The following is a 17,588-nucleotide window of genomic DNA, read 5'->3' as shown; positions in this document are numbered from 1 at the left end:
GAGCGTGAGCGATGTTACCATCAGAGTTGTTAGCGATCCCGGTCGGAAGGGCTCGGCGTCATGGGCGTCCGGCGAGACTACGGCCAGTTCTGCGGGCTGGCCGGCGGGTTGAACGTGATCGGCGAGCGGTGGACGCTGCTGATCGTGCGTGAGCTGCTGATCTCGCCCTCGCGCTTCACCCTGCTGCTGGAGAACCTGCCCGGCATCGGCCCCAACGTGCTGACGGAGCGGCTGCGGATGCTGCTGGAGCGCGGGGTGGTAGAGCAGCTGCCGGTCGAGGGCGACTCGCGGGGGCGGATGTACCGGCTGACCGCGAAGAGCGAGGAGCTGCGCGGGCCGGTCCTGGCGCTCGCCAGGTGGGGGATGGGTTTCCTCACCGAGGAGGACGCGGGCAGGACCGTGCGCGACGAGTGGGGCTTCCTGGCCCTCCAGTCGATGATCGACCACGACCGCATCCCCGACGTGGACGAGACCTACGAGTTCCGGGTCGGTGACAGCCGCTTCGCCGTCGAGGTCCGGGGCGGCGCGCTCTCGTTCGTGCCGGGTCCGGCGCCGTCGCCCGACCTGGTCGTCAGCTGCGCGGCGGACGTCTTCGTCCGCATCGGCGCCCGCCTGCTGACCCCGTTCGACGCCATCGTGACCGGTGACGTGAAGGTGCACGGCGCCCCCGAATCCATCCACCGGTGCACCAGGATGCTGGGTCTCGCGCCGCGCGGTGCGACTCCTCCGCCACGTGGCACCCGCGGACCTCGTGAATCGACGAACGATTGTTCACGGTGATGAACCGCAGGTAATTCCCGCGCCGTTGTTCACCGTTGTGAAACCACAGCGGAACAGCGCCCGCGCATTGCGTCGGCCGGAACCGTTGAGTTAACGTTCCTGAGACCGCTCCCACACACGTTTGCGCAGTTCAGAGACGTGAACAAGGGAACGGGTCACGTTCCGGCCGATTGCCCGCAAGGAGGCGTGCATGAGCGCTCGCGAAACGGTGTCCGTGTTCGTGGAATGGCGGGAATTGGCGGCAGCCACGACACAGGAGATCCCACGATGAGATTGACACCGCTTGCCGCAGGCGTCGCCTTGGCCGCGAGCGTCGTCCTGGCGTTACCGCTGGGCACGGCGAACGCCGCGACGACCCGCCACGAGGCGGAGACGTCGCCCGCCGTCTGCACCGGCTCCATCGACAGCGACTGGACCGGCTTCTCCGGCACCGGGTTCTGCAACGGCACCAACGCGACGGGCGCGTACGCCCAGTTCACCGTGAACGCCGCGGCGGCCGGCACCGCGACGCTGGCCGTGCGGTTCGCCAACGGGACCACGAGCGCGCGTTCCGCGAACCTGATCGTCAACGGCACGACCGTGCAGTCGGTGCCGTTCGAGGGCACGGGCGCGTGGAGCACGTGGGTCACCAAGACGCTGACCGCCACCGTGAACGCGGGCAGCAACACCATCCGGCTCAGCCCCACCGGCTCCACGGGCCTGGCGAACATCGACTACCTCGACTTCACGTCCGAGGGCACCCCGCCGCCGACCGGCGACACGCTGTACGCGGCGCCGAACGGCCGTGACGGCGCGACCGGCACGGTGGCCGACCCGACCACGCTCACCTCGGCCATCTCCCGGATCGCCGAAGGCGGCACGATCTACCTGCGCGGCGGGACGTACGCGTACTCCCAGACCGTCACCATCCCGCAGGGCAACAACGGCACGGCGACCGCGCGCAAGAAGCTGGCCGCCTACTCCGGTGAGACGCCGGTGCTGAACTTCTCGGGCCAGGCCGAGGACCCGGCCAACCGCGGCCTCGCCGTAAACGGCAACTACTGGCACGTCCTCGGCGTCGTCGTCGAGCGCGCCGGCGACAACGGCATCTTCGTCGGCGGCAGCAACAACATCTTCGAGCGCACCGTGACCCGCTTCAACCGGGACACCGGGTTGCAGCTCTCCCGGATGCTGTCCACCACGCCCAAGGACCAGTGGCCGGCCAACAACCTCGTCCTGAGCGCCGAGTCGCACGACAACGCCGACTCCGACGGCGAGGACGCCGACGGTTTCGCCGCGAAGCTCACCTCCGGCCCCGGCAACGTCTTCCGCTACGCCGTCGCGCACAACAACATCGACGACGGCTGGGACCTCTACACCAAGACCGACACGGGCCCCATCGGCGCGGTGACCATCGAGGACTCGCTCGCGTACGAGAACGGCACGCTGAGCAACGGCGGCCAGGCAGGCAACGGCGACCGCAACGGGTACAAGCTCGGCGGCGAGGACATCGGCGTCAACCACGTCATCCGGCGCAACATCGCCTACGACAACGGCAAGCACGGCTTCACCTACAACCGCAACCTCGGCTCGATGACCGTCTCCGACAACGTCAGCATCGACAACACCGAGCGCAACTTCAACTTCGACGGCGGCTCCTCGGTGTTCCGGAACAACACCTCGTGCCGCAGCGGCAGCGGTACGACGGACCGGACCATCGGCAACGTCGACAGCTCGAACCAGTTCTGGTCCGGCACGAACGGCTCGCGGTGCTCCTCCTACGCCGGCGCGCTGCGCTGGTCGTACGCCGCGGACGGCCGGCTCGTCGTCACGTTCGGCTAGGCGGCACCGTCCACGCGGGTCGGTCGGGTGTGCGCCCGCCCGACCCGCGTGGTGCTCCCGGCCGGCCGGGTAAGGTCGGCCGTGTGGGTCGTGTGGCGGAGATCGTGCGCATCGGTGTGTTCTACGACGGAACGTGGTTCGCTTATCTGAGTGATTTCTACGCCACCGTCCACCCGCGCGCGGCCCGCGTCTCCCTCGACGGCTTCCACGACGCCCTGCGGTGGTACGCCCACACCGAGACCGGGCTCCCCCTGGACGACTGCGTGCTGCACGAGGCCCACTACGTGCGCGGTCGCATCGAGACACCGGCCGCGTCGTTCGACGCCGTGCTGGCTGCCGCCGGGGTCGTCCGGCACGACCTCCCGCTGCACGGCGGCAAGGAGAAGGGCGTCGACGTCCACTTCGCACTCGAAGCGTGGGAGCGCGCGACCACCGCGCCGCTGGAGTGGGTCGTGCTTGTCACCGGCGACGCCGACTTCACCCCGTTGGCGACCCGGTTGACCGACCGCGGCGTGCGGGTGGTCGTGCCGGTGGTGGACGTGCCGTCGGTGTCGGCGCCCGCCTGGACACCGCGCACCGCGGCTCCGCTGCGGGCGGCGGCTACCGCGACACCGTCCTTCGACGTGCTGTTCGCGCCCACGGACCGTGACGACTACCCGCTGCGACGCCCGTTCGTGCGTTCCGCGGAGGCCGTGGCCTCGGCCGCGGGCCTGCCGCGCGGGCGTCGTCGCGGTACGGTGACGGGTTGGCGCACCGGGCAGCCGCACGGGTTCATCACCGACACCCGCGGCGGCTCCTGGTACGCCTCCCGCGACGACATCCCCGAAGGCCTCACCCTGCTGCTGCCCGGGACTCCGGTGTCGTTCACCGGATCGCCCACGCCGGTCGCGGGCCGGAAGTACCCGCGGGCGCAGGCGATCCGGCCGGAGTGAGGGTGGTCAGTCCCCCTTCACGTTGACGACCTGGCGCAGCGTGTGCCGCACCTCCACCAGGTCCTGCGCGTCGCGCATCACGACGTCGATGTCCTTGTACGCGGCCGGGATCTCGTCGATGAACGCGTCGGTGTCGCGGTACTCGATGCCGACCATCGCCTTGCGCAGGTCCTCCCGGTTGAACGCCCGGCGCGCGGCCGACCGCGAGTACTCGCGTCCGGCGCCGTGGGGCGAGGAGTTCAGCGCGACCGCGTTGCCCTTGCCGACCACGACGTAGGACGCGGTGCCCATCGAGCCGGGGATGAGGCCGGGCGTGCCCTCCTCGGCGTTGATGGCGCCCTTGCGGGACAGCCACACCTCCTTGCCGAAGTGAGTCTCCTGCTCGGTGTAGTTGTGGTGGCAGTTCACGGTCTCCTGCCGTTCCACGTCACGGCCGATCCAGTCCGTGACGCAGTCGACGACGCGGTCCATCATCTCCTCGCGGTTGAGCCAGGCGAACTCCTGTGCCCAGCGCATCTCGCGGATGTAGTGCCAGAACTCGTCCTCGCCCTCGACCAGGTAGGCGAGGTCGGGGTCGGGCAGGCTGATCCAGCGCCGGTCGCACTGCTCGCGCGCGACCCGGATGTGCTTCTGCGCGATCTTGTTGCCCACACCGCGCGAACCGGAGTGCAGGAACAGCCACACCTGCCCGGTCTCGTCCAGCGTCACCTCGATGAAGTGGTTGCCGCTGCCGAGGGTGCCCAGCTGGAGCTCCCAGTTCCCGGCGTAGGAACCGGGGTCGAAACCGGCCTTCTCCGCGTTGGCCGCGAGCACGCCGACCCGTTCCCGCGCCGTGGAGGTGAGGTACTTGTTGTACTTCCCCGCCGACAGCGGCACGGCCTGCTCGATCGCCTCGCGCAGCGCGGCGAGCGGTCGCGCGCGGAGGTCGTCCCGGGTGAACTGGGTCCGCACGGCGATCATCCCGCAGCCGATGTCGACGCCGACGGCCGCCGGGATGATCGCGCCCAGGGTCGGGATGACGCTGCCGACCGTGGCGCCCTTCCCGAGGTGCGCGTCGGGCATGAGCGCCAAGTGCGGGAAGATGAACGGCATCCGCGAGGCCTTCTCGGCCTGCTCACGCGTGCCCGGGTCCAGGATGGAAGCCCAGTTCATCAGGCGCTTGTTGATGTGCTCCACGGTTCTCCTCTGCTCGAGGTAGAACCTATTCGCGATGGAACAGCCTCGCGAGCGAGATTCACCCCGTGGCGGCCACGAGGTTGAACGCCGCGAGGCTGTCCATTCCGCCGAACAGCAGGGAGATCATCACCGCGGCCATCGCTTCGAGGTGGTGGGCGTGCCGGAGGTCGCCGACCCGCAGCGGCTCGCACCCGATGTCGGTGATCAGCCGCGTGGCGAGCTCCGACGCCGAGGGGTCGTCACCGCAGTGCGGCACGACCAGGCGGCGGTGGTCGAACACCGGCGGCTCCATCCGCCAGACGTCCGCGTGGCAGAGGTTGAACGCCTTCACCACGTGCCCACCCGTCACCTGCGCGATGTGCTGCGCCATCGACACGCCGGGTCGCGTGACGAGCGTGAAGTGCTCGACCTCGACGGGGTTGTTGCAGTCGATCACCGCCTTGCCGCGCAGCGCGTCCCCGATCCCGTCCAGCGTCGCCGCCATCCCCTGGTACAGGACCGCGATCAGGGCCACCTCCCCGAATTCCGCGACCTCCCGGAAGCTCCCACTGCGCCCTCCCCACTTCTCCGCCAACCGCCGCGCCTTCGACTCCGTGCGCCCCGCGACCATCAACTCGTGCCCTGCCGCGGCCCAGCGCGTGCCCAACGCGTCCGCCATCGCCCCGGCACCGAGGATTCCGATTCTCACGATTGCGAGGCTAGGAGGCGGTCAGGAACCATCCGGTTCCCGACGGCCCAGGGCTGACGGCTCAGGGCTGACCGGCGCGGGCCTGATCGGTGGAGGTCGGTCGGTTCACGGGCAGTACACCTGGCCGGTCTGCGCGCCTTCGACCGAGCGGACGTAGGCCTGGGTCACCTTGGCCAGGTCCACCGGCTCCATGCCCGGGAAGAACGCGCCGTAGTCGTCCAGGCTCTCGGTGAACACGGTGGGGCTGACGGCGTTGACGCGCTGTGGTGCGATTTCGATCGCCGCCGCCCGCACGAACGCCTCCACCGCGCCGTTCGCCAGCGAAGCCGCACTGCCCGTCGGCACGGGTTCGCGCGCCAGGACACCGGTGATCAGGGTGAACGAACCCCGTTCGGCGACCCGGCGGAGTCCCTGCCGGACCAGTTCGACCTGGCTCAGCACCTTCCCCCGGAAAGCCGCCTCGTAGTCGCGCGCGGTCATCTCGGCGATGGGCTTCCACGGGGTGTCGCCGGCGGCGCTGACGACGGCGTCCAGGGGCCCGATCCGCTCGTACATCCCGGTGATCTGCGCCGGGTCGGCGATGTCGTGGCGCAGGTCGCCGCTGGAGCGCCCCACGGTGACGACCTCGTGGCCCCGCCCGATCAGGGTGGCGTGGACGGCCGCGCCGAGCGTGCCGCCGGCGCCGATCAGAGCAATCTTCATGCCGGTCACGCTAGAGCCCGCTCCGGTGCCCCACCGCCCCGGCCTAGTTGCAATAAAGTTGTTCTTGCTAGAGAGTGGCAATAACACCCACGAGGTACCCGGAGAGGCTGATGAGCCAGTACGTGCTGCCGGACTTGCCCTACGACTACGCGGCCCTGGAGCCCGCGATCACCGGCGAGATCCTGGAGCTGCACCACAGCAAGCACCACGCGGCCTACGTGAAGGGCGCCAACGACACCCTGGAACGACTCGCCGAGACCCGGGAGAAGGACGACTTCTCCGGCCTGGTCGGCCTGGAGAAGACCTTCGCGTTCAACCTCTCCGGACACGTGCTGCACACGATGTTCTGGGACAACCTCAGCCCGGACGGCGGCGGCCGGCCCGACGGCGAGCTGGCCGCCGCGATCACCGAGCACTTCGGCTCGTTCGACGCCTTCGCGAAGCAGCTGACGGCCGCCACGGCGGGCGTGCAGGGTTCGGGTTGGGGCGTGCTCGCCTGGGAACCGCTGTCGCAGCGCCTGATCGTGGAACAGGTCTACGACCACCACGGCAACGTCGGCATGAACACCACCCCGGTGCTGGTGTTCGACGCGTGGGAGCACGCGTACTACCTGCAGTACCGCAACGTCCGCCCCGACTACGTGCAGAAGCTGTGGACGCTGGTCGACTGGGCCGACGTGACCCGCCGCTTCGACGCCGCCCGCGCGGGCGCCACGGGCCTGATCGCGCCTTCGAAGTAGCGCCGGAAACCGAAGCAGCACCCAGACCGGCAGTGGGTGCTCCGACAGACCACCACGCTGCCACCACCGTGCCCCCGCCTCCCGACAGAGGCGGGGGCACGGTGCTGTCCGCGGCCGTCGTTCAGTGAGTTGCAACTTGTCGGTTGCTACTCACCGGGCTTTGTGCAACTATCTGGTTGCACCCAATGACGACAGCGAACAGGAGTCCTTCCCATGAGCGAAGACCGGATCGAGCGCGACACCCTCATCGCGGCACCGCTTGAGCGCGTGTGGTCACTCGTCGCCGCACCGGGTTTCTGGGTGGCCGAGGACGCGGGCGCGGCCACCGCACCGGCCGCCGAAGGCCAGTCCGTGGTGGCGAAGAACCCCGAGTACGGGGAGTTCCCCGTCCGCGTGGAGAAGGTCGAGCCGCCGACGTACGTGGCCTACCGCTGGGCCAGCGCGTTCCCCGGCCAGGAACTGCGCGACGACAACAGCACGCTGGTCGAGTTCACGCTGACGGCGGAGGGCGACAAGACCCGCCTGCGCGTCGTGGAGAGCGGTTTCGCCACGATCGTCGCGTCGGAGGACGTGCGCGCCCAGGCGTTGAGCGACAACACCGGTGGCTGGCCGCAGGTGATCGACGCCCTCAAGGACCGCGCCGAACAGGCCGGGTGACCGGAGCGGAACGTCGCGGCGACGTCGCGGGGGTCGGCGGCGTCCTCGTCGCGCTGGCCGACCCCACGCGACGTCGACTGGTCGACCTGCTCGCCGCGGAAGGCGAGGTCACCGCGACGGCGCTCGCCGAACGGCTGCCCGTCTCCCGGCAGGCGATCGTCAAGCACCTGGCCGTGCTGGACGCCGCCGGGCTCGTGTCCGGCCGCCGCGTCGGGCGGGAGGTCCGCTACGCGCTGAGGCCCGCCGCGCTGGACGCGACAGCGCGGTGGGTGGTCTCCCTCGCCGCCCGCTGGGACCGGCGACTGGCGACGGTCAAGCGCGTCGCCGAGCTGGCCCGTCCCGACGAGGGCTGACCGACAGCAGCACTTCCTCAGGCACAACACGGAAAACCGCACACCCCGCACCCCGGGGTGTCCTCGGCCTGCCGCGAAACGGAACCGTCCCTTGACCACCGACACCTCGACCGCCGGCACGACCTCGCCGCACCGGTTCACCGGCCGGGAGCGGCTGATCCTGCTGATCCTGCTCGGCGCCGGGTTCATGCTGTCCGTCGACTTCTCCATCCTGAACGTCGCCCTGCCGCAGGTCGGCGAGGGCGTCGGGATGGGACTGGCGGCACTCCCCTGGGTCGCCACCGCCTACGCCCTGCCCGCCGCCGGTTTCACCCTCCTCTTCGGACGGTTGGCCGACCTGTTCGGCCGCCGGCGGCTGTTCCTCGCGGGCATGGTCCTGTTGACCGTCGCCTCACTGCTCGGCGGCTTCGCCACCAACCCCGAGATGCTGCTGACCGCCCGCGCGCTCCAGGGCCTGTCCACCGCGATGTCCATCCCGGCGTCGCTGTCCCTGCTCACCACCACGTTCCAGGAGGGTTCGGCCCGTGACCGCGTCCTCGGCCTCAACGGGGCGCTGCTGTCCGGCGGCTTCACCGTCGGCGCACTGGTCGGCGGCACGCTGGTCGGCCTGCTGAGCTGGCGCGCGGCGTTCTTCATCAACGTGCCCGTGGCCGTGGTGCTGCTGGCGCTCACGCCGTTCCTGATCGCCGAGAGCAGGTTGCCCGACCGGGTGAAGCCGGACGTGCCCGGCGCGATCACCGTGACCGGCGGTCTGCTGGCCGTCGTGTACGCGATCACCGAGCGGAGCGTCCTCGCAGCCGCGCTCGGTGTCGTGCTGCTGGCCGCGTTCTGGGTGGTCGAGCTGCGGGCCGAAGCACCGCTCGCCCCGGTCCGCATCCTCCGGCGCCCCACCGTCAAGTGGGGCAACTTCGCCGGTCTCGTGGTGTTCGGCACGGAGACCGGGATGATCTTCATGATGACGCTGTACCTGCAGAACGTGCTCCGGTTCAGCCCGATCGTCACCGGTCTCGTCTTCGGCGTGCCGGGTCTGGCGGCGGTGTTCGCGGGTCCGATCGCGGGTCGCTTCATCAGCCGTCACGGCTACCGCAAGGTGCTGTCGGCTGGGTTGACCGTGCAGGCCCTGTCCACCGTGCCGCTGATCTTCCTCGGCTCCGACCGCCTCGGCCTGGCCGTCCTCGTCCCGGTGCTGCTGATCGGCTTCTTCGGGCACGTGACGGCGATCGTGGCGTACACGGTCACCGGCACGTCCGGCCTGCCGGACGAGGAGCAGGGCCTGGCCACCGGTCTCACCACGATGACGCAGAACATCGCCATCACGATCGGCATCCCGGTCCTGAGCGCGATCGCCGCCACCGGTTCGTCGGAGCTGACCGGCATCCACCTCGCGCTGACCGTGGCCGTCGCCGTCACGCTCGTCAGCGTCGTGCTCGTCTGGTTCGGGCTCCGACCGCGCAGCGCGCCGCGTCAGTAGTAGCGGCGCAGGTCCGGCCAGATCGCGGACCACGGTGCGTCGGTGCCCGCGCACAGCTGGACCACCGTGCCCTGTTCGTCGTTCTCCAGCCCGTGACCGTTGTCCACGGTCGCCACCGGGCGGCAGTCGGTGAAGTGCCTGCCGATCGTCCGGTTGGAGGGGTAGTGCACCAGCACCACCGGGCCGGTGGCGGAGTCCGGTGGCGCACCCCAGTCGGCGAAGCTCATGTGCCCCGAGTACGGGCCGGGCAGACCGTGCTCCGGGCCGTAGCGGGCGATCGCACCCGCCTCGCCGTAGTTCTGGGTGAAGATCACCGCCTGGTCGCGCCGCTCGGCCGGTATCCCGCGCCACGCGGTCGCGACGGCGGCGGTCAGCTCCGGCCACCCGACCTGTTCGCCCTGCTCCTTGTTCATGCCGTTGATCAGGTTCAGCGACGTCGGCGGCAGCACCGGCAGCGACGCCACCACGTTCACCGCCGCCGCGACCAGCACGAGCGCGGGCAGCGCCCACCGGCGTGCGCCGGGCTTCCGCCGTGAAGCGGCCCAGCGCACGGCCGGCGCGGCGCCCGCCGCCAGCACCACGATCAGCAGCGGGATCACGTAGTACGCCTTGCCGCCGATCGCCAGCACGAGGACCGCCAGCAGCGGGTAGGCCAGGCCGAACGGCCGCGCCCACCGGATGTCCGGATCACGCCACAGGCGCCGCGCACCGGCGACCAGGACCGGCACGAAGACCGGCGACAGGTACACGAACTGCAGCGGCACGAACAGCGCCCGGTTCTCCGCGCCGTCCTCCGCGCTGATCCCGACCGCGATGGTGAGCTGCGGCCAGCCGTGCGCCGCCTGCCACCACAGGTTCGGCGCGGCGAGCGCCAGCGCCACCAGCGCGCCCGCCACCGGCCACCAGGACCGGAGCACCCGCCGCGGTCCCACCACCAGCACCGAAACCAGCACGCCGAACAGCAGCAGCCCCACCAGGTACTTGTTCAGCACACCGATCCCGGCCGCCGCGCCGACGGCCAGGTACCAGCGGCCGTCGCCGGTGCGCAGCAGCCGCAGCGTGAACAGGCTGATCAGCAGCCACAGGAAGATGTCGAACGTCGCGGTCGAGACCAGGTGGCCGTTCACCAGGATCACCGACGACACCGCCGTGCACGCCGCCGCGAACACCTGCGCCCGCCGGCCGCCGCCCAGCTCGCGCGCGATCAGGGCGACCACCACGACACCGGCCACGCACGTCAGCGTGGACACCACGCGCAGGCCCATGACGGTGTCGCCGAACAACGTGGTGCTCAGCCTGGCCAGCAGCGGCGTCAACGGCGGCTGGTCGACGTACCCGGCGGCGAGGTGGTCGCCCGCCACCCGGAAGTACAACTCGTCGCGGTGGTAGCCGTAGCGGCCGGACAACGCGGTCAGCAGGGCGGCCAGCGCCGCGCCGAGCACCGCTACCTGGCGTGCCGCGAACGGTCGTAGGGGTCGGCCGGTGTCCGAGTGCTGCGCCGCTTCGAGGCTCACCGCACGAATCATGCCGGCCACCGCGCGGATCGTCCGCCGCCGCGCGGACCGGCGGTGGCAAGTACCTGCCGACAGCGATTCCCGTCTGGCTGGGCCGATTCACGGCCGTCGATAGTGATCAGCGGCGGAGCCCGACCCGACCGCACTCATCGCAGGGAGGTGACCCCTTGTTGGAAGCTGTCGACCTCACCAAGCGCTACGGTCAGGTCCAGGCCCTCGACGGATTCAGCCTGACCGTCGACGCGGGTGAAATCGTCGGCCTCGTCGGTCACAACGGCGCGGGCAAGACGACGTTCATCGAGATGGCCGCGAGCCTGGCCCGCCCGGACGGCGGCCGGGTGACCATCGGGGGTGAGGAACCCTCGCGCGTGCGGCACCGCATCGGCATCGCACCGCAGCACATCGCGTTGTACCGGTCCGTCGACGTCCGCGAGCACTTGGCGCTGTTCGGCGGCCTCGCGGGGATGCGCGGCGCCGTCCTGCGGACCGCCATCGACGAACTGGTGGCCGCGTTGCGGCTCACCGAGTTCGTCGGCCGGCGCGCGGGGCTGCTCTCCGGCGGCCAGCAGCGCCGCACCCAGGCGGCGTGCGCGCTGATCCACCGGCCGTCGGTGCTGCTGCTGGACGAGCCGACCGCGGGCGCCGACCCGGAGACGCGCGAGGCGCTGCTCGACGTGGTGAAGCAGCGCGCGGGTGAAGGCGCGGCGATCATCTACACCACGCACTACCTGCCCGAGCTGGCCGAGTTGCAGGCGACGATCGCGGTGGCCCGACGTGGCCGGGTCATCGCCCGCGGCACCAGCGCCGAACTGCTGGCGTCGTTGCCCGGCGAGGTGTCCGTGACGGTCGACGGCCGGGAGATCCGGGCCAGCACCACCGATCCCGGCGGCACCCTGATCGACCTGCTCCAGCGCAACGACCGCGGCGTGACCGCCGTCGAGCTGCGCAAACCCTCCCTGGACGACCTCTACCGGTCACTGGCGGTCACCGATGCGGCAACGTGAAGCGACTCACCGGATCGGCGTGCTGATCCGGCACAACACCCTGATGCGGTTGCGCGACCCCGGCCAGATGATCAGCTACGTCGTGCTGCCGATGGTCATCATGCTGATGTTCAAGCCGCTCTACGAGAAGGCGCTCGGCACCGGCACCATCCAGGTCGTCACCGGACCGCTGGTGATGTTCTCGGTGTTCACCCTGGCCATCGTGGGCAACTCGATCCTGGTCGAACGCGAGTGGCGCACCTGGGACCGGCTGCGCACCAGCTCGGCGTCGGCGTTCGAACTGCTGCTGGGCAAGACGGTGCCGGTGTTCGTGATCCTGCTGGTGCAGCAGAGCGTCCTGCTCGTGTACGGCTGCCTGGTCATCGGCCTGCCGTTCCCGAAGTCGATCGGGTACGTGGCGCTCGCGGTCGTCGTGTGGGGCCTGACGCTGCTCGCGATCGGCGCGGCGCTGGCCACCGTGATGCGCAGCCACGCCGAGCTGGGCATGGTGTCCGACCTCGGCGCGATCGTGCTCAGCTCCATCGGCGGCGCGCTGGTGCCGGTGAGCCTGATGCCGGAGTGGGCGCAGTTCCTCGCGCACTTCTCCCCCGGCTACTGGGCGCTGCGGATGCTCCAGTCCGCGGTGGTCGGCGACTCGGCCGGGATCGTGCTGCCCACCGCGGTCCTGCTCGCGATCGCCCTGGTCGCCGGTCTGTTCGCGATTCGTCGGATCGCCCGCGGCTGGGGCCGCAGCGATCTGCTCTAGGAGGCCACCACCATGACCGAAACCGACTACGGCTCCGCGGTCGCGCTGATCGGCATGTCCGGTCGCTTCCCCGGCGCGGGCAGCGTGGCCGAGCTGTGGCGCAACCTGCTGGCCGGCGACAAGGGCCTGCGGACCATCACCGACGACGAGGCACGGGCGGCGGGCGTCACGGAGGACGTGCTCGCCGACCCGCGGTACGTGCGGGTCGGCGGTCCCCTCGACGGCATCGAGGAGTTCGACGCGGGCGTGTTCGGCTTCAGCCCGCGCGAGGCCGAGACGATGGAGCCGCAGCACCGGATGTTCCTGGAGTGCTCGTGGGAGGCGCTGGAGAGCGCCGGCTACTGCCCCACCGACACACCGGGCCAGGTCGGCGTGTTCGCCGGGTCCGGCTTCCCGTTCTACATGATCCGCAACGTGCGGCAGGTCGCGGACGAGCCGGGCGGGGAGATCCTGCTCGGCATCGGCAACGAGCGCGACTCGTTGTCCACGCTGGTGTCCTACAAGCTCGGGCTGCGCGGGCCGAGCATGACCGTCCAGACGTTCTGCTCGACCTCGCTGGTCGCGGTGCACCTGGCGGTGCAGAGCCTGCTGACCTACGAGTGCGACATCGCGATCGCCGGCGGCGCGTACGTCCCGCTGCCGCAGCCGACCGGCTACCTGTACGAGCAGGGCGGGATCCTGTCGCCCGACGGGCAGGTGCGCAGCTTCGACGCCGCCGCCGGCGGCACCGTGATGGGCGCCGGTGTCGGCGCGGTGGCGTTCAAGCGGATGTCCGAGGCGCTGGCCGACGGTGACGTCATCCACGCGGTGGTCCTCGGCTCCGCCACCAACAACGACGGCCGGGTGCGCGCCGGGTACACCGCGCCGGGCGTGGACGGCCAGGCCGCGGTGATCGAGTCCGCGCTGGACGTCGCGGGCGTGAAGCCGGACACCATCGGGTACGTCGAGTGCCACGCCACCGGGACGGTGCTGGGCGATTCGATCGAGCTGGCCGCGATGAACCGGGTGTTCCAGCAGACACCGGAGACGCCCGCGGTGCTCGGTTCGCTCAAGCCGAGCCTCGGTCACCTGGACCGCGCTTCCGGCGTGGCCGGGCTGATCCGGGCGGCGTTGAGCCTGGAGCACGAGGTGCTGCCGGGCACGCCGGACTTCGCCTCGCCCAACACGGCTTTGGCGAACGACCGGTTCACCGTGCTCACCGAGCACCGGCCGTGGCCGCGCGGGACGCATCCGCGGCGGGCGGGTGTCAGCTCGTTCGGCCTGGGCGGGAGCAACGCCCACGTCGTGCTGGAGCAGGCGCCGAAGCGCGAGGCGGCGCCGCGTCCGGGTCCGCACTTGTTGGTGTGGTCGGGTGCGGACGACAACGCGGTGTCCGAGCTGACCGATCGGCTGCGGCGGCACCTGGTGGAGAACCCCGGGCTCGACCTGGCTGACGTCGCGTTCACGCTCCAGGTGTCGCGCGGTGGTTTCGCGCACCGGCGTGCGGTCGTGTGCCACGACGTGCGGGACGCCGTTGCCGCGTTGGCCGACCCGGCGCGGTGGATCGACGGGACGACTCGTCGGCGTGATCCGCAGGTGCGGCTCGTTCCGTCCGACGCGCCTGCGGCTTGGTTGGCAGAGCTGGCCTCAGTGGTCGACTCTTCACCTGATCGTGTGATGTCGGGATTGGGGGCGGAACTGACGCGGCTCGGCGTTCGGGTCGTGTCCGGTGCCGCGGCGGAAGAGGTTCCCGTCGAGCCCGGTCACACCGGGTCGGCGGCCGAGTGGCTGCTCACCACGGTGGCCACGCTGTGGCAGGCCGGTTCGGGGATCGACTGGGCGGCGTTGCACGGCGGCGCGGGCCGGCGGGTGGAGCTGCCGACCTACCCGTGGCAACGGCGTCGGTACTGGGTCGAGGCCGACCCTTCGCAGACCGCACCCGTTCCCACCGGGCGCACCCACGACCGTTCGCGGTGGACCCACCTGCCGACGTGGAAGCAGTGGCCGTTGCCGGTGGCGGACCTGGACGAACGGCTGCGTGCCGCCGGTCCATGGCTCGTGCTGGCCGACGACCCGCGCGGCGAGGAACTGGTGTCCCGGCTGCGTTCGGTCGGCGCGGAGGTGACCGCCGCCCGTCCAGGTGACACCTTCGACCAGGACGACCAGGGTGATTTCACCGTGGGCCCGTCGGATCTGACCGAGCTGTTGTCGTCGCTGCTGGCCGCGCCGCGGACCGTTGTGCACGGGTTCGCCCTGACCCCGGACCCCGGCGACGACCCGATCGCCCGCTTCGACGCGGCGCAGGACCGCGGGTTCTACTCCGCGCTGGCGCTGGCACGAGGACTCACCGACGACTCCGGTTCCGCGCCGCCGGTCGAGCTGGTGCTGCTCACGTCGGGTGCGTCGGCCGTCGTCGGGTCGGACCTGACGCACCCCGAGCACGCCGCGCTGGCGGCGGTCGGACCGACGTTGGCGCAGGAGAACCCCCGGCTCCGGGTACGGCACCTCGACGTCGACGAGCTGTCGACCGCCGCTCTGGCGGCCATGGTCGCGCCGCACGAAGGGCCGGTGGCGGTCCGTGCCGGTGAGGCTTGGCTGCGGCGGTACGAGCAGTTGCCGCTGGAGGCGTCCGGTGACGTGATCCGGCCCGGCGAGACCGTGCTGATCACGGGCGGGCTCGGTGACGTCGGCCTGGTGCTGGCGCGCCACCTCGCCGAGCGGTACGGGTGCAAGCTCGTGCTGACCGCCCGTTCACCACTTCCGCCGCGCGCCGAGTGGCAGGCGTACCTGGACGCGGTGCCGGAGGACGGTGAGCGGACCGCGCGGCACATCCGCAACGTGCTGGACCTGGAGGCGCGGGGCGCGGTCGTGCTGGCGATGTCGGCGGACGTGGCGGACCTCGCACAGATGCGCGCCGTGGTGGACGCGGCGGTCGAGGCGTTCGGCGGGATCGACGTGGCCGTGCACGGCGCCGGTGTGCAGGACCCCCGGTTCTTCGGCTTCGCGCACCTCGTGGAGCGGGCCGAGTGCGAGCCGCACCTGTCGGCCAAGGTCCGCGGTTTCCACGTGCTCCAAGCGGTGTTGGCGGGCCACTGCCCGGACCGGCGGATCACGCTGTCGTCGTTGGCGGGCGTGCTCGGCGGGATGACGCTGGGCGCCTATGCCGCCGCCAACGCGGCGCTGGACGCCTACGTGAAGGTCGCCCGCGCCCGCGGTGAGGGCAACTGGATCACCGTGGACTGGGACACGTGGAACGTCGACGCCGACCGGCTCGACGGGCACGGCCCGACCGTGGCGGACTTCGCGATGTCGCCGACCGAGGGCGTGGACGTCTTCGAGCGCGCGCTCGGCGCCGGCGACCGCGTCGGGCACCTGGTCATCTCGACCGGGTCGCTGGACGCCCGCCTCGCGCAGTGGGTCACCGGTGTCGGCGGTGAGGAGGGCGCCGAGACCGACGGTCGGGAACGCCACCCGCGGCCCGACCTCGGCACGCCGTTCGTCACGCCGGCCGACGGCACCGAAGAGGTGCTGGCCGGGATCTGGTCGGCCGTGCTGGGCATCGAGCCCGTCGGCGCCGACGACAACTTCTTCGAGTTGGGCGGCCACTCGCTGGTCGCGATCAAGCTCACCACCCGGATCCGCAAGGCGCTCCGGGCGTCCGTGCCGGCGACCGCGCTGCTCGAGTGCCCCACGGTGCGCCAGCTGGCCGCGTTGATCGACGAGGGGGAAGAGGGATGAAGCAGCCCGAATACGTCCGGACCGTGCAGTCGTTCGTGCGGCGGGAGCTGATCGGGACGTCGTTGGACTCCCTCGCCGACATGCCACTGCCGGTGTACTCGCGGTTCGCCGAGACCGGGCTGGCGAACTGGTGGGCGCCGAAGGAGCAGGGCGGGCTGGGACTGGGGTTGGAGGAGGGCGTCCGGATCGTGTCGGAGCTGGCGTACGGCGACGCGGGCGTGGCGTTCACGCTGCTGATCCCGGTGCTGGCCGGCAGCATGGTGGCCCTGTACGGCGACGACGCGGTGAAGGACCGGTACCTCGGCGGGATGGTGGCGTCGAACGGGACTTGCGCGACGTTGGGCAGTGAGCACGAGTCGGGCAGCGAGCTGACCCGGGTGACCACGACCGTGCGCCGTGACGGTGACGAGCTGGTGCTGAACGGGCGGAAGGCGTTCTCGACGAACTCCGACTTCGCCCGGTTCCTGATCGTGCTGGCGCGCACCGAGACCGGCTACCAGTCCGTGCTCGTGCCGCGTGACACACCGGGCATCCGGGTCGACAAGCGCTGGGACGTGATGGGGCTGCGGTCGTCCGGGACCTACGAGGTGACGCTCACCGACTGCCGGGTTCCCGCGGTCAACGCGTTGCGGGGCAATGGTTTGCGGTTGCTGGAGGTCGGCTTGAACGCCAGCCGCATCCTGATCGCCACCACGGCGCTCGGTGTCGCGCGGCGGGTGCGGGACCTGTGCATGGACTACGCCAAGACGAAGATCGTCAAGGGCGTGCCGTTGACGGCCAACGGCGTGTTCGCGAGCAGGCTCGGGCAGTTCGAGATGCAGATCGAGGTCATGACGAACCAGTGCCTGGCCGCGGCGCGTGAGTACGACTCGATCGCGTCACGTCCGGATGCGGCGGAAGAGTTCCTGCGGGCGGGCACCCTGAAGTGCGCGTTGACGACCAAGATGTTCTGCGGGCAGGCCGGGTGGCGGATCGCGTCGGAGGCGTCCGAGATGTTCGGCGGGCTGGGCTACACGCACGAGTCGCCGATCGGCAAGCTGCTGCGCGACGTCCGCTACGTGTCCATCGTAGAGGGCGGCGACGACGTGATGCGCGACCTCGTCTACAACCGCTTCGTCGTCCCGGTCTCCAAACGCGCCTGACCCCCGTGAGTCCTACGTTCAGGCCCCGTGAGTCCTACGTTCAGAACCCCCGAGTTCAACGCTCAGAACAAGGTCGCTCTGTTCTGAGCGTTGAACTCGGGGTACACGAGCGTAGGACTCACGCGTTCTGAACGTAGGACTCACGC

Annotated in this window: 15 protein-coding genes; 11 read left to right on the top strand and 4 right to left on the bottom strand. The window is 70.7% G+C overall.

What is annotated here, in order from left to right; all coding sequences use genetic code 11:
* Positions 1 to 60: 60 nt before the first annotated feature.
* The 3 genes from OQ02_RS14790 (at position 61) to OQ02_RS14780 (ending at position 3,533) form a co-directional block, all read left to right on the top strand.
* Positions 61 to 780, top strand: a complete 720-nt coding sequence (locus OQ02_RS14790; protein ID WP_063747064.1) for a winged helix-turn-helix transcriptional regulator — start codon at positions 61 to 63, stop codon at positions 778 to 780.
* Positions 781 to 1,047: 267 nt separating this feature from the next.
* A complete protein-coding gene (locus OQ02_RS14785; protein WP_033438944.1) occupies positions 1,048 to 2,601 on the top strand; it encodes a carbohydrate-binding protein in 1,554 nt (517 codons plus the stop codon).
* Positions 2,602 to 2,684: 83 nt separating this feature from the next.
* Positions 2,685 to 3,533 carry an NYN domain-containing protein gene (locus OQ02_RS14780; RefSeq protein ID WP_231500034.1) on the top strand — a complete coding sequence of 283 codons (849 nt, stop codon included), beginning with the start codon at positions 2,685 to 2,687 and terminating at the stop codon, positions 3,531 to 3,533.
* Between the two features lie 6 nt (positions 3,534 to 3,539).
* Here the strand turns inward: OQ02_RS14780 and OQ02_RS14775 are convergent, their stop codons facing one another.
* From OQ02_RS14775 to OQ02_RS14765, 3 genes are all read right to left on the bottom strand, one after another.
* Entirely contained in the window at positions 3,540 to 4,709 is a 1,170-nt protein-coding gene (locus OQ02_RS14775) for an RtcB family protein (protein ID WP_033438942.1), read from the bottom strand.
* Between the two features lie 58 nt (positions 4,710 to 4,767).
* Complete coding sequence (locus OQ02_RS14770) at positions 4,768 to 5,397, bottom strand: NADPH-dependent F420 reductase (RefSeq protein WP_033438941.1); 630 nt, start codon at positions 5,395 to 5,397, stop codon at positions 4,768 to 4,770.
* 105 nt (positions 5,398 to 5,502) lie between these two features.
* Positions 5,503 to 6,099, bottom strand: coding sequence for a short chain dehydrogenase (locus OQ02_RS14765; protein WP_033439044.1), 597 nt, complete (start codon positions 6,097 to 6,099; stop codon positions 5,503 to 5,505).
* Positions 6,100 to 6,209: 110 nt separating this feature from the next.
* Here OQ02_RS14765 and OQ02_RS14760 point away from each other — a divergent pair, with 110 nt between their 5' ends.
* The 4 genes from OQ02_RS14760 to OQ02_RS14745 all read left to right on the top strand — a co-directional run bounded on the left by OQ02_RS14760 (position 6,210) and on the right by OQ02_RS14745 (position 9,320).
* Entirely contained in the window at positions 6,210 to 6,839 is a 630-nt protein-coding gene (locus OQ02_RS14760) for a superoxide dismutase (RefSeq protein WP_033438940.1), read from the top strand.
* Positions 6,840 to 7,052: 213 nt separating this feature from the next.
* Positions 7,053 to 7,496, top strand: coding sequence for an SRPBCC domain-containing protein (locus OQ02_RS14755; protein ID WP_033438939.1), 444 nt, complete (start codon positions 7,053 to 7,055; stop codon positions 7,494 to 7,496).
* A complete protein-coding gene (locus tag OQ02_RS14750) occupies positions 7,493 to 7,849 on the top strand; it encodes an ArsR/SmtB family transcription factor (protein ID WP_033438938.1) in 357 nt (118 codons plus the stop codon). The genes OQ02_RS14755 and OQ02_RS14750 overlap by 4 nt, the downstream gene beginning before the upstream one ends.
* Before the next feature lie 91 nt (positions 7,850 to 7,940).
* Positions 7,941 to 9,320 carry an MFS transporter gene (locus tag OQ02_RS14745; protein WP_231500033.1) on the top strand — a complete coding sequence of 460 codons (1,380 nt, stop codon included), beginning with the start codon at positions 7,941 to 7,943 and terminating at the stop codon, positions 9,318 to 9,320.
* Here OQ02_RS14745 and OQ02_RS14740 read toward each other — a convergent pair.
* Positions 9,314 to 10,834, bottom strand: a complete 1,521-nt coding sequence (locus tag OQ02_RS14740) for a glycosyltransferase family 39 protein (protein ID WP_231500032.1) — start codon at positions 10,832 to 10,834, stop codon at positions 9,314 to 9,316. The genes OQ02_RS14745 and OQ02_RS14740 overlap by 7 nt on opposite strands.
* 167 nt (positions 10,835 to 11,001) lie before the next feature.
* Between OQ02_RS14740 and OQ02_RS14735 the strand changes: the two genes are divergently transcribed.
* The 4 genes from OQ02_RS14735 to OQ02_RS14720 are packed head-to-tail and all read left to right on the top strand — an operon-like array spanning position 11,002 to position 17,442.
* Positions 11,002 to 11,838 carry an ABC transporter ATP-binding protein gene (locus tag OQ02_RS14735; RefSeq protein ID WP_033438937.1) on the top strand — a complete coding sequence of 279 codons (837 nt, stop codon included), beginning with the start codon at positions 11,002 to 11,004 and terminating at the stop codon, positions 11,836 to 11,838.
* Positions 11,825 to 12,583, top strand: a complete 759-nt coding sequence (locus OQ02_RS14730; protein ID WP_033438936.1) for an ABC transporter permease — start codon at positions 11,825 to 11,827, stop codon at positions 12,581 to 12,583. The genes OQ02_RS14735 and OQ02_RS14730 overlap by 14 nt, the downstream gene beginning before the upstream one ends.
* Positions 12,584 to 12,595: 12 nt before the next feature.
* Positions 12,596 to 16,300, top strand: coding sequence for an SDR family NAD(P)-dependent oxidoreductase (locus tag OQ02_RS14725; RefSeq protein ID WP_051772306.1), 3,705 nt, complete (start codon positions 12,596 to 12,598; stop codon positions 16,298 to 16,300).
* Complete coding sequence (locus OQ02_RS14720; protein WP_033438935.1) at positions 16,297 to 17,442, top strand: acyl-CoA dehydrogenase family protein; 1,146 nt, start codon at positions 16,297 to 16,299, stop codon at positions 17,440 to 17,442. The genes OQ02_RS14725 and OQ02_RS14720 overlap by 4 nt, the downstream gene beginning before the upstream one ends.
* Positions 17,443 to 17,588 lie beyond the last annotated feature (146 nt).

Origin of the sequence: Saccharothrix sp. NRRL B-16314 (assembly GCF_000716595.1) — a bacterium.
Lineage (GTDB): Bacteria > Actinomycetota > Actinomycetes > Mycobacteriales > Pseudonocardiaceae > Actinosynnema.
The sequence above is the reverse complement of the archived record's forward strand: the minus strand, read 5'-3'. Positions and strand labels throughout refer to the sequence as shown.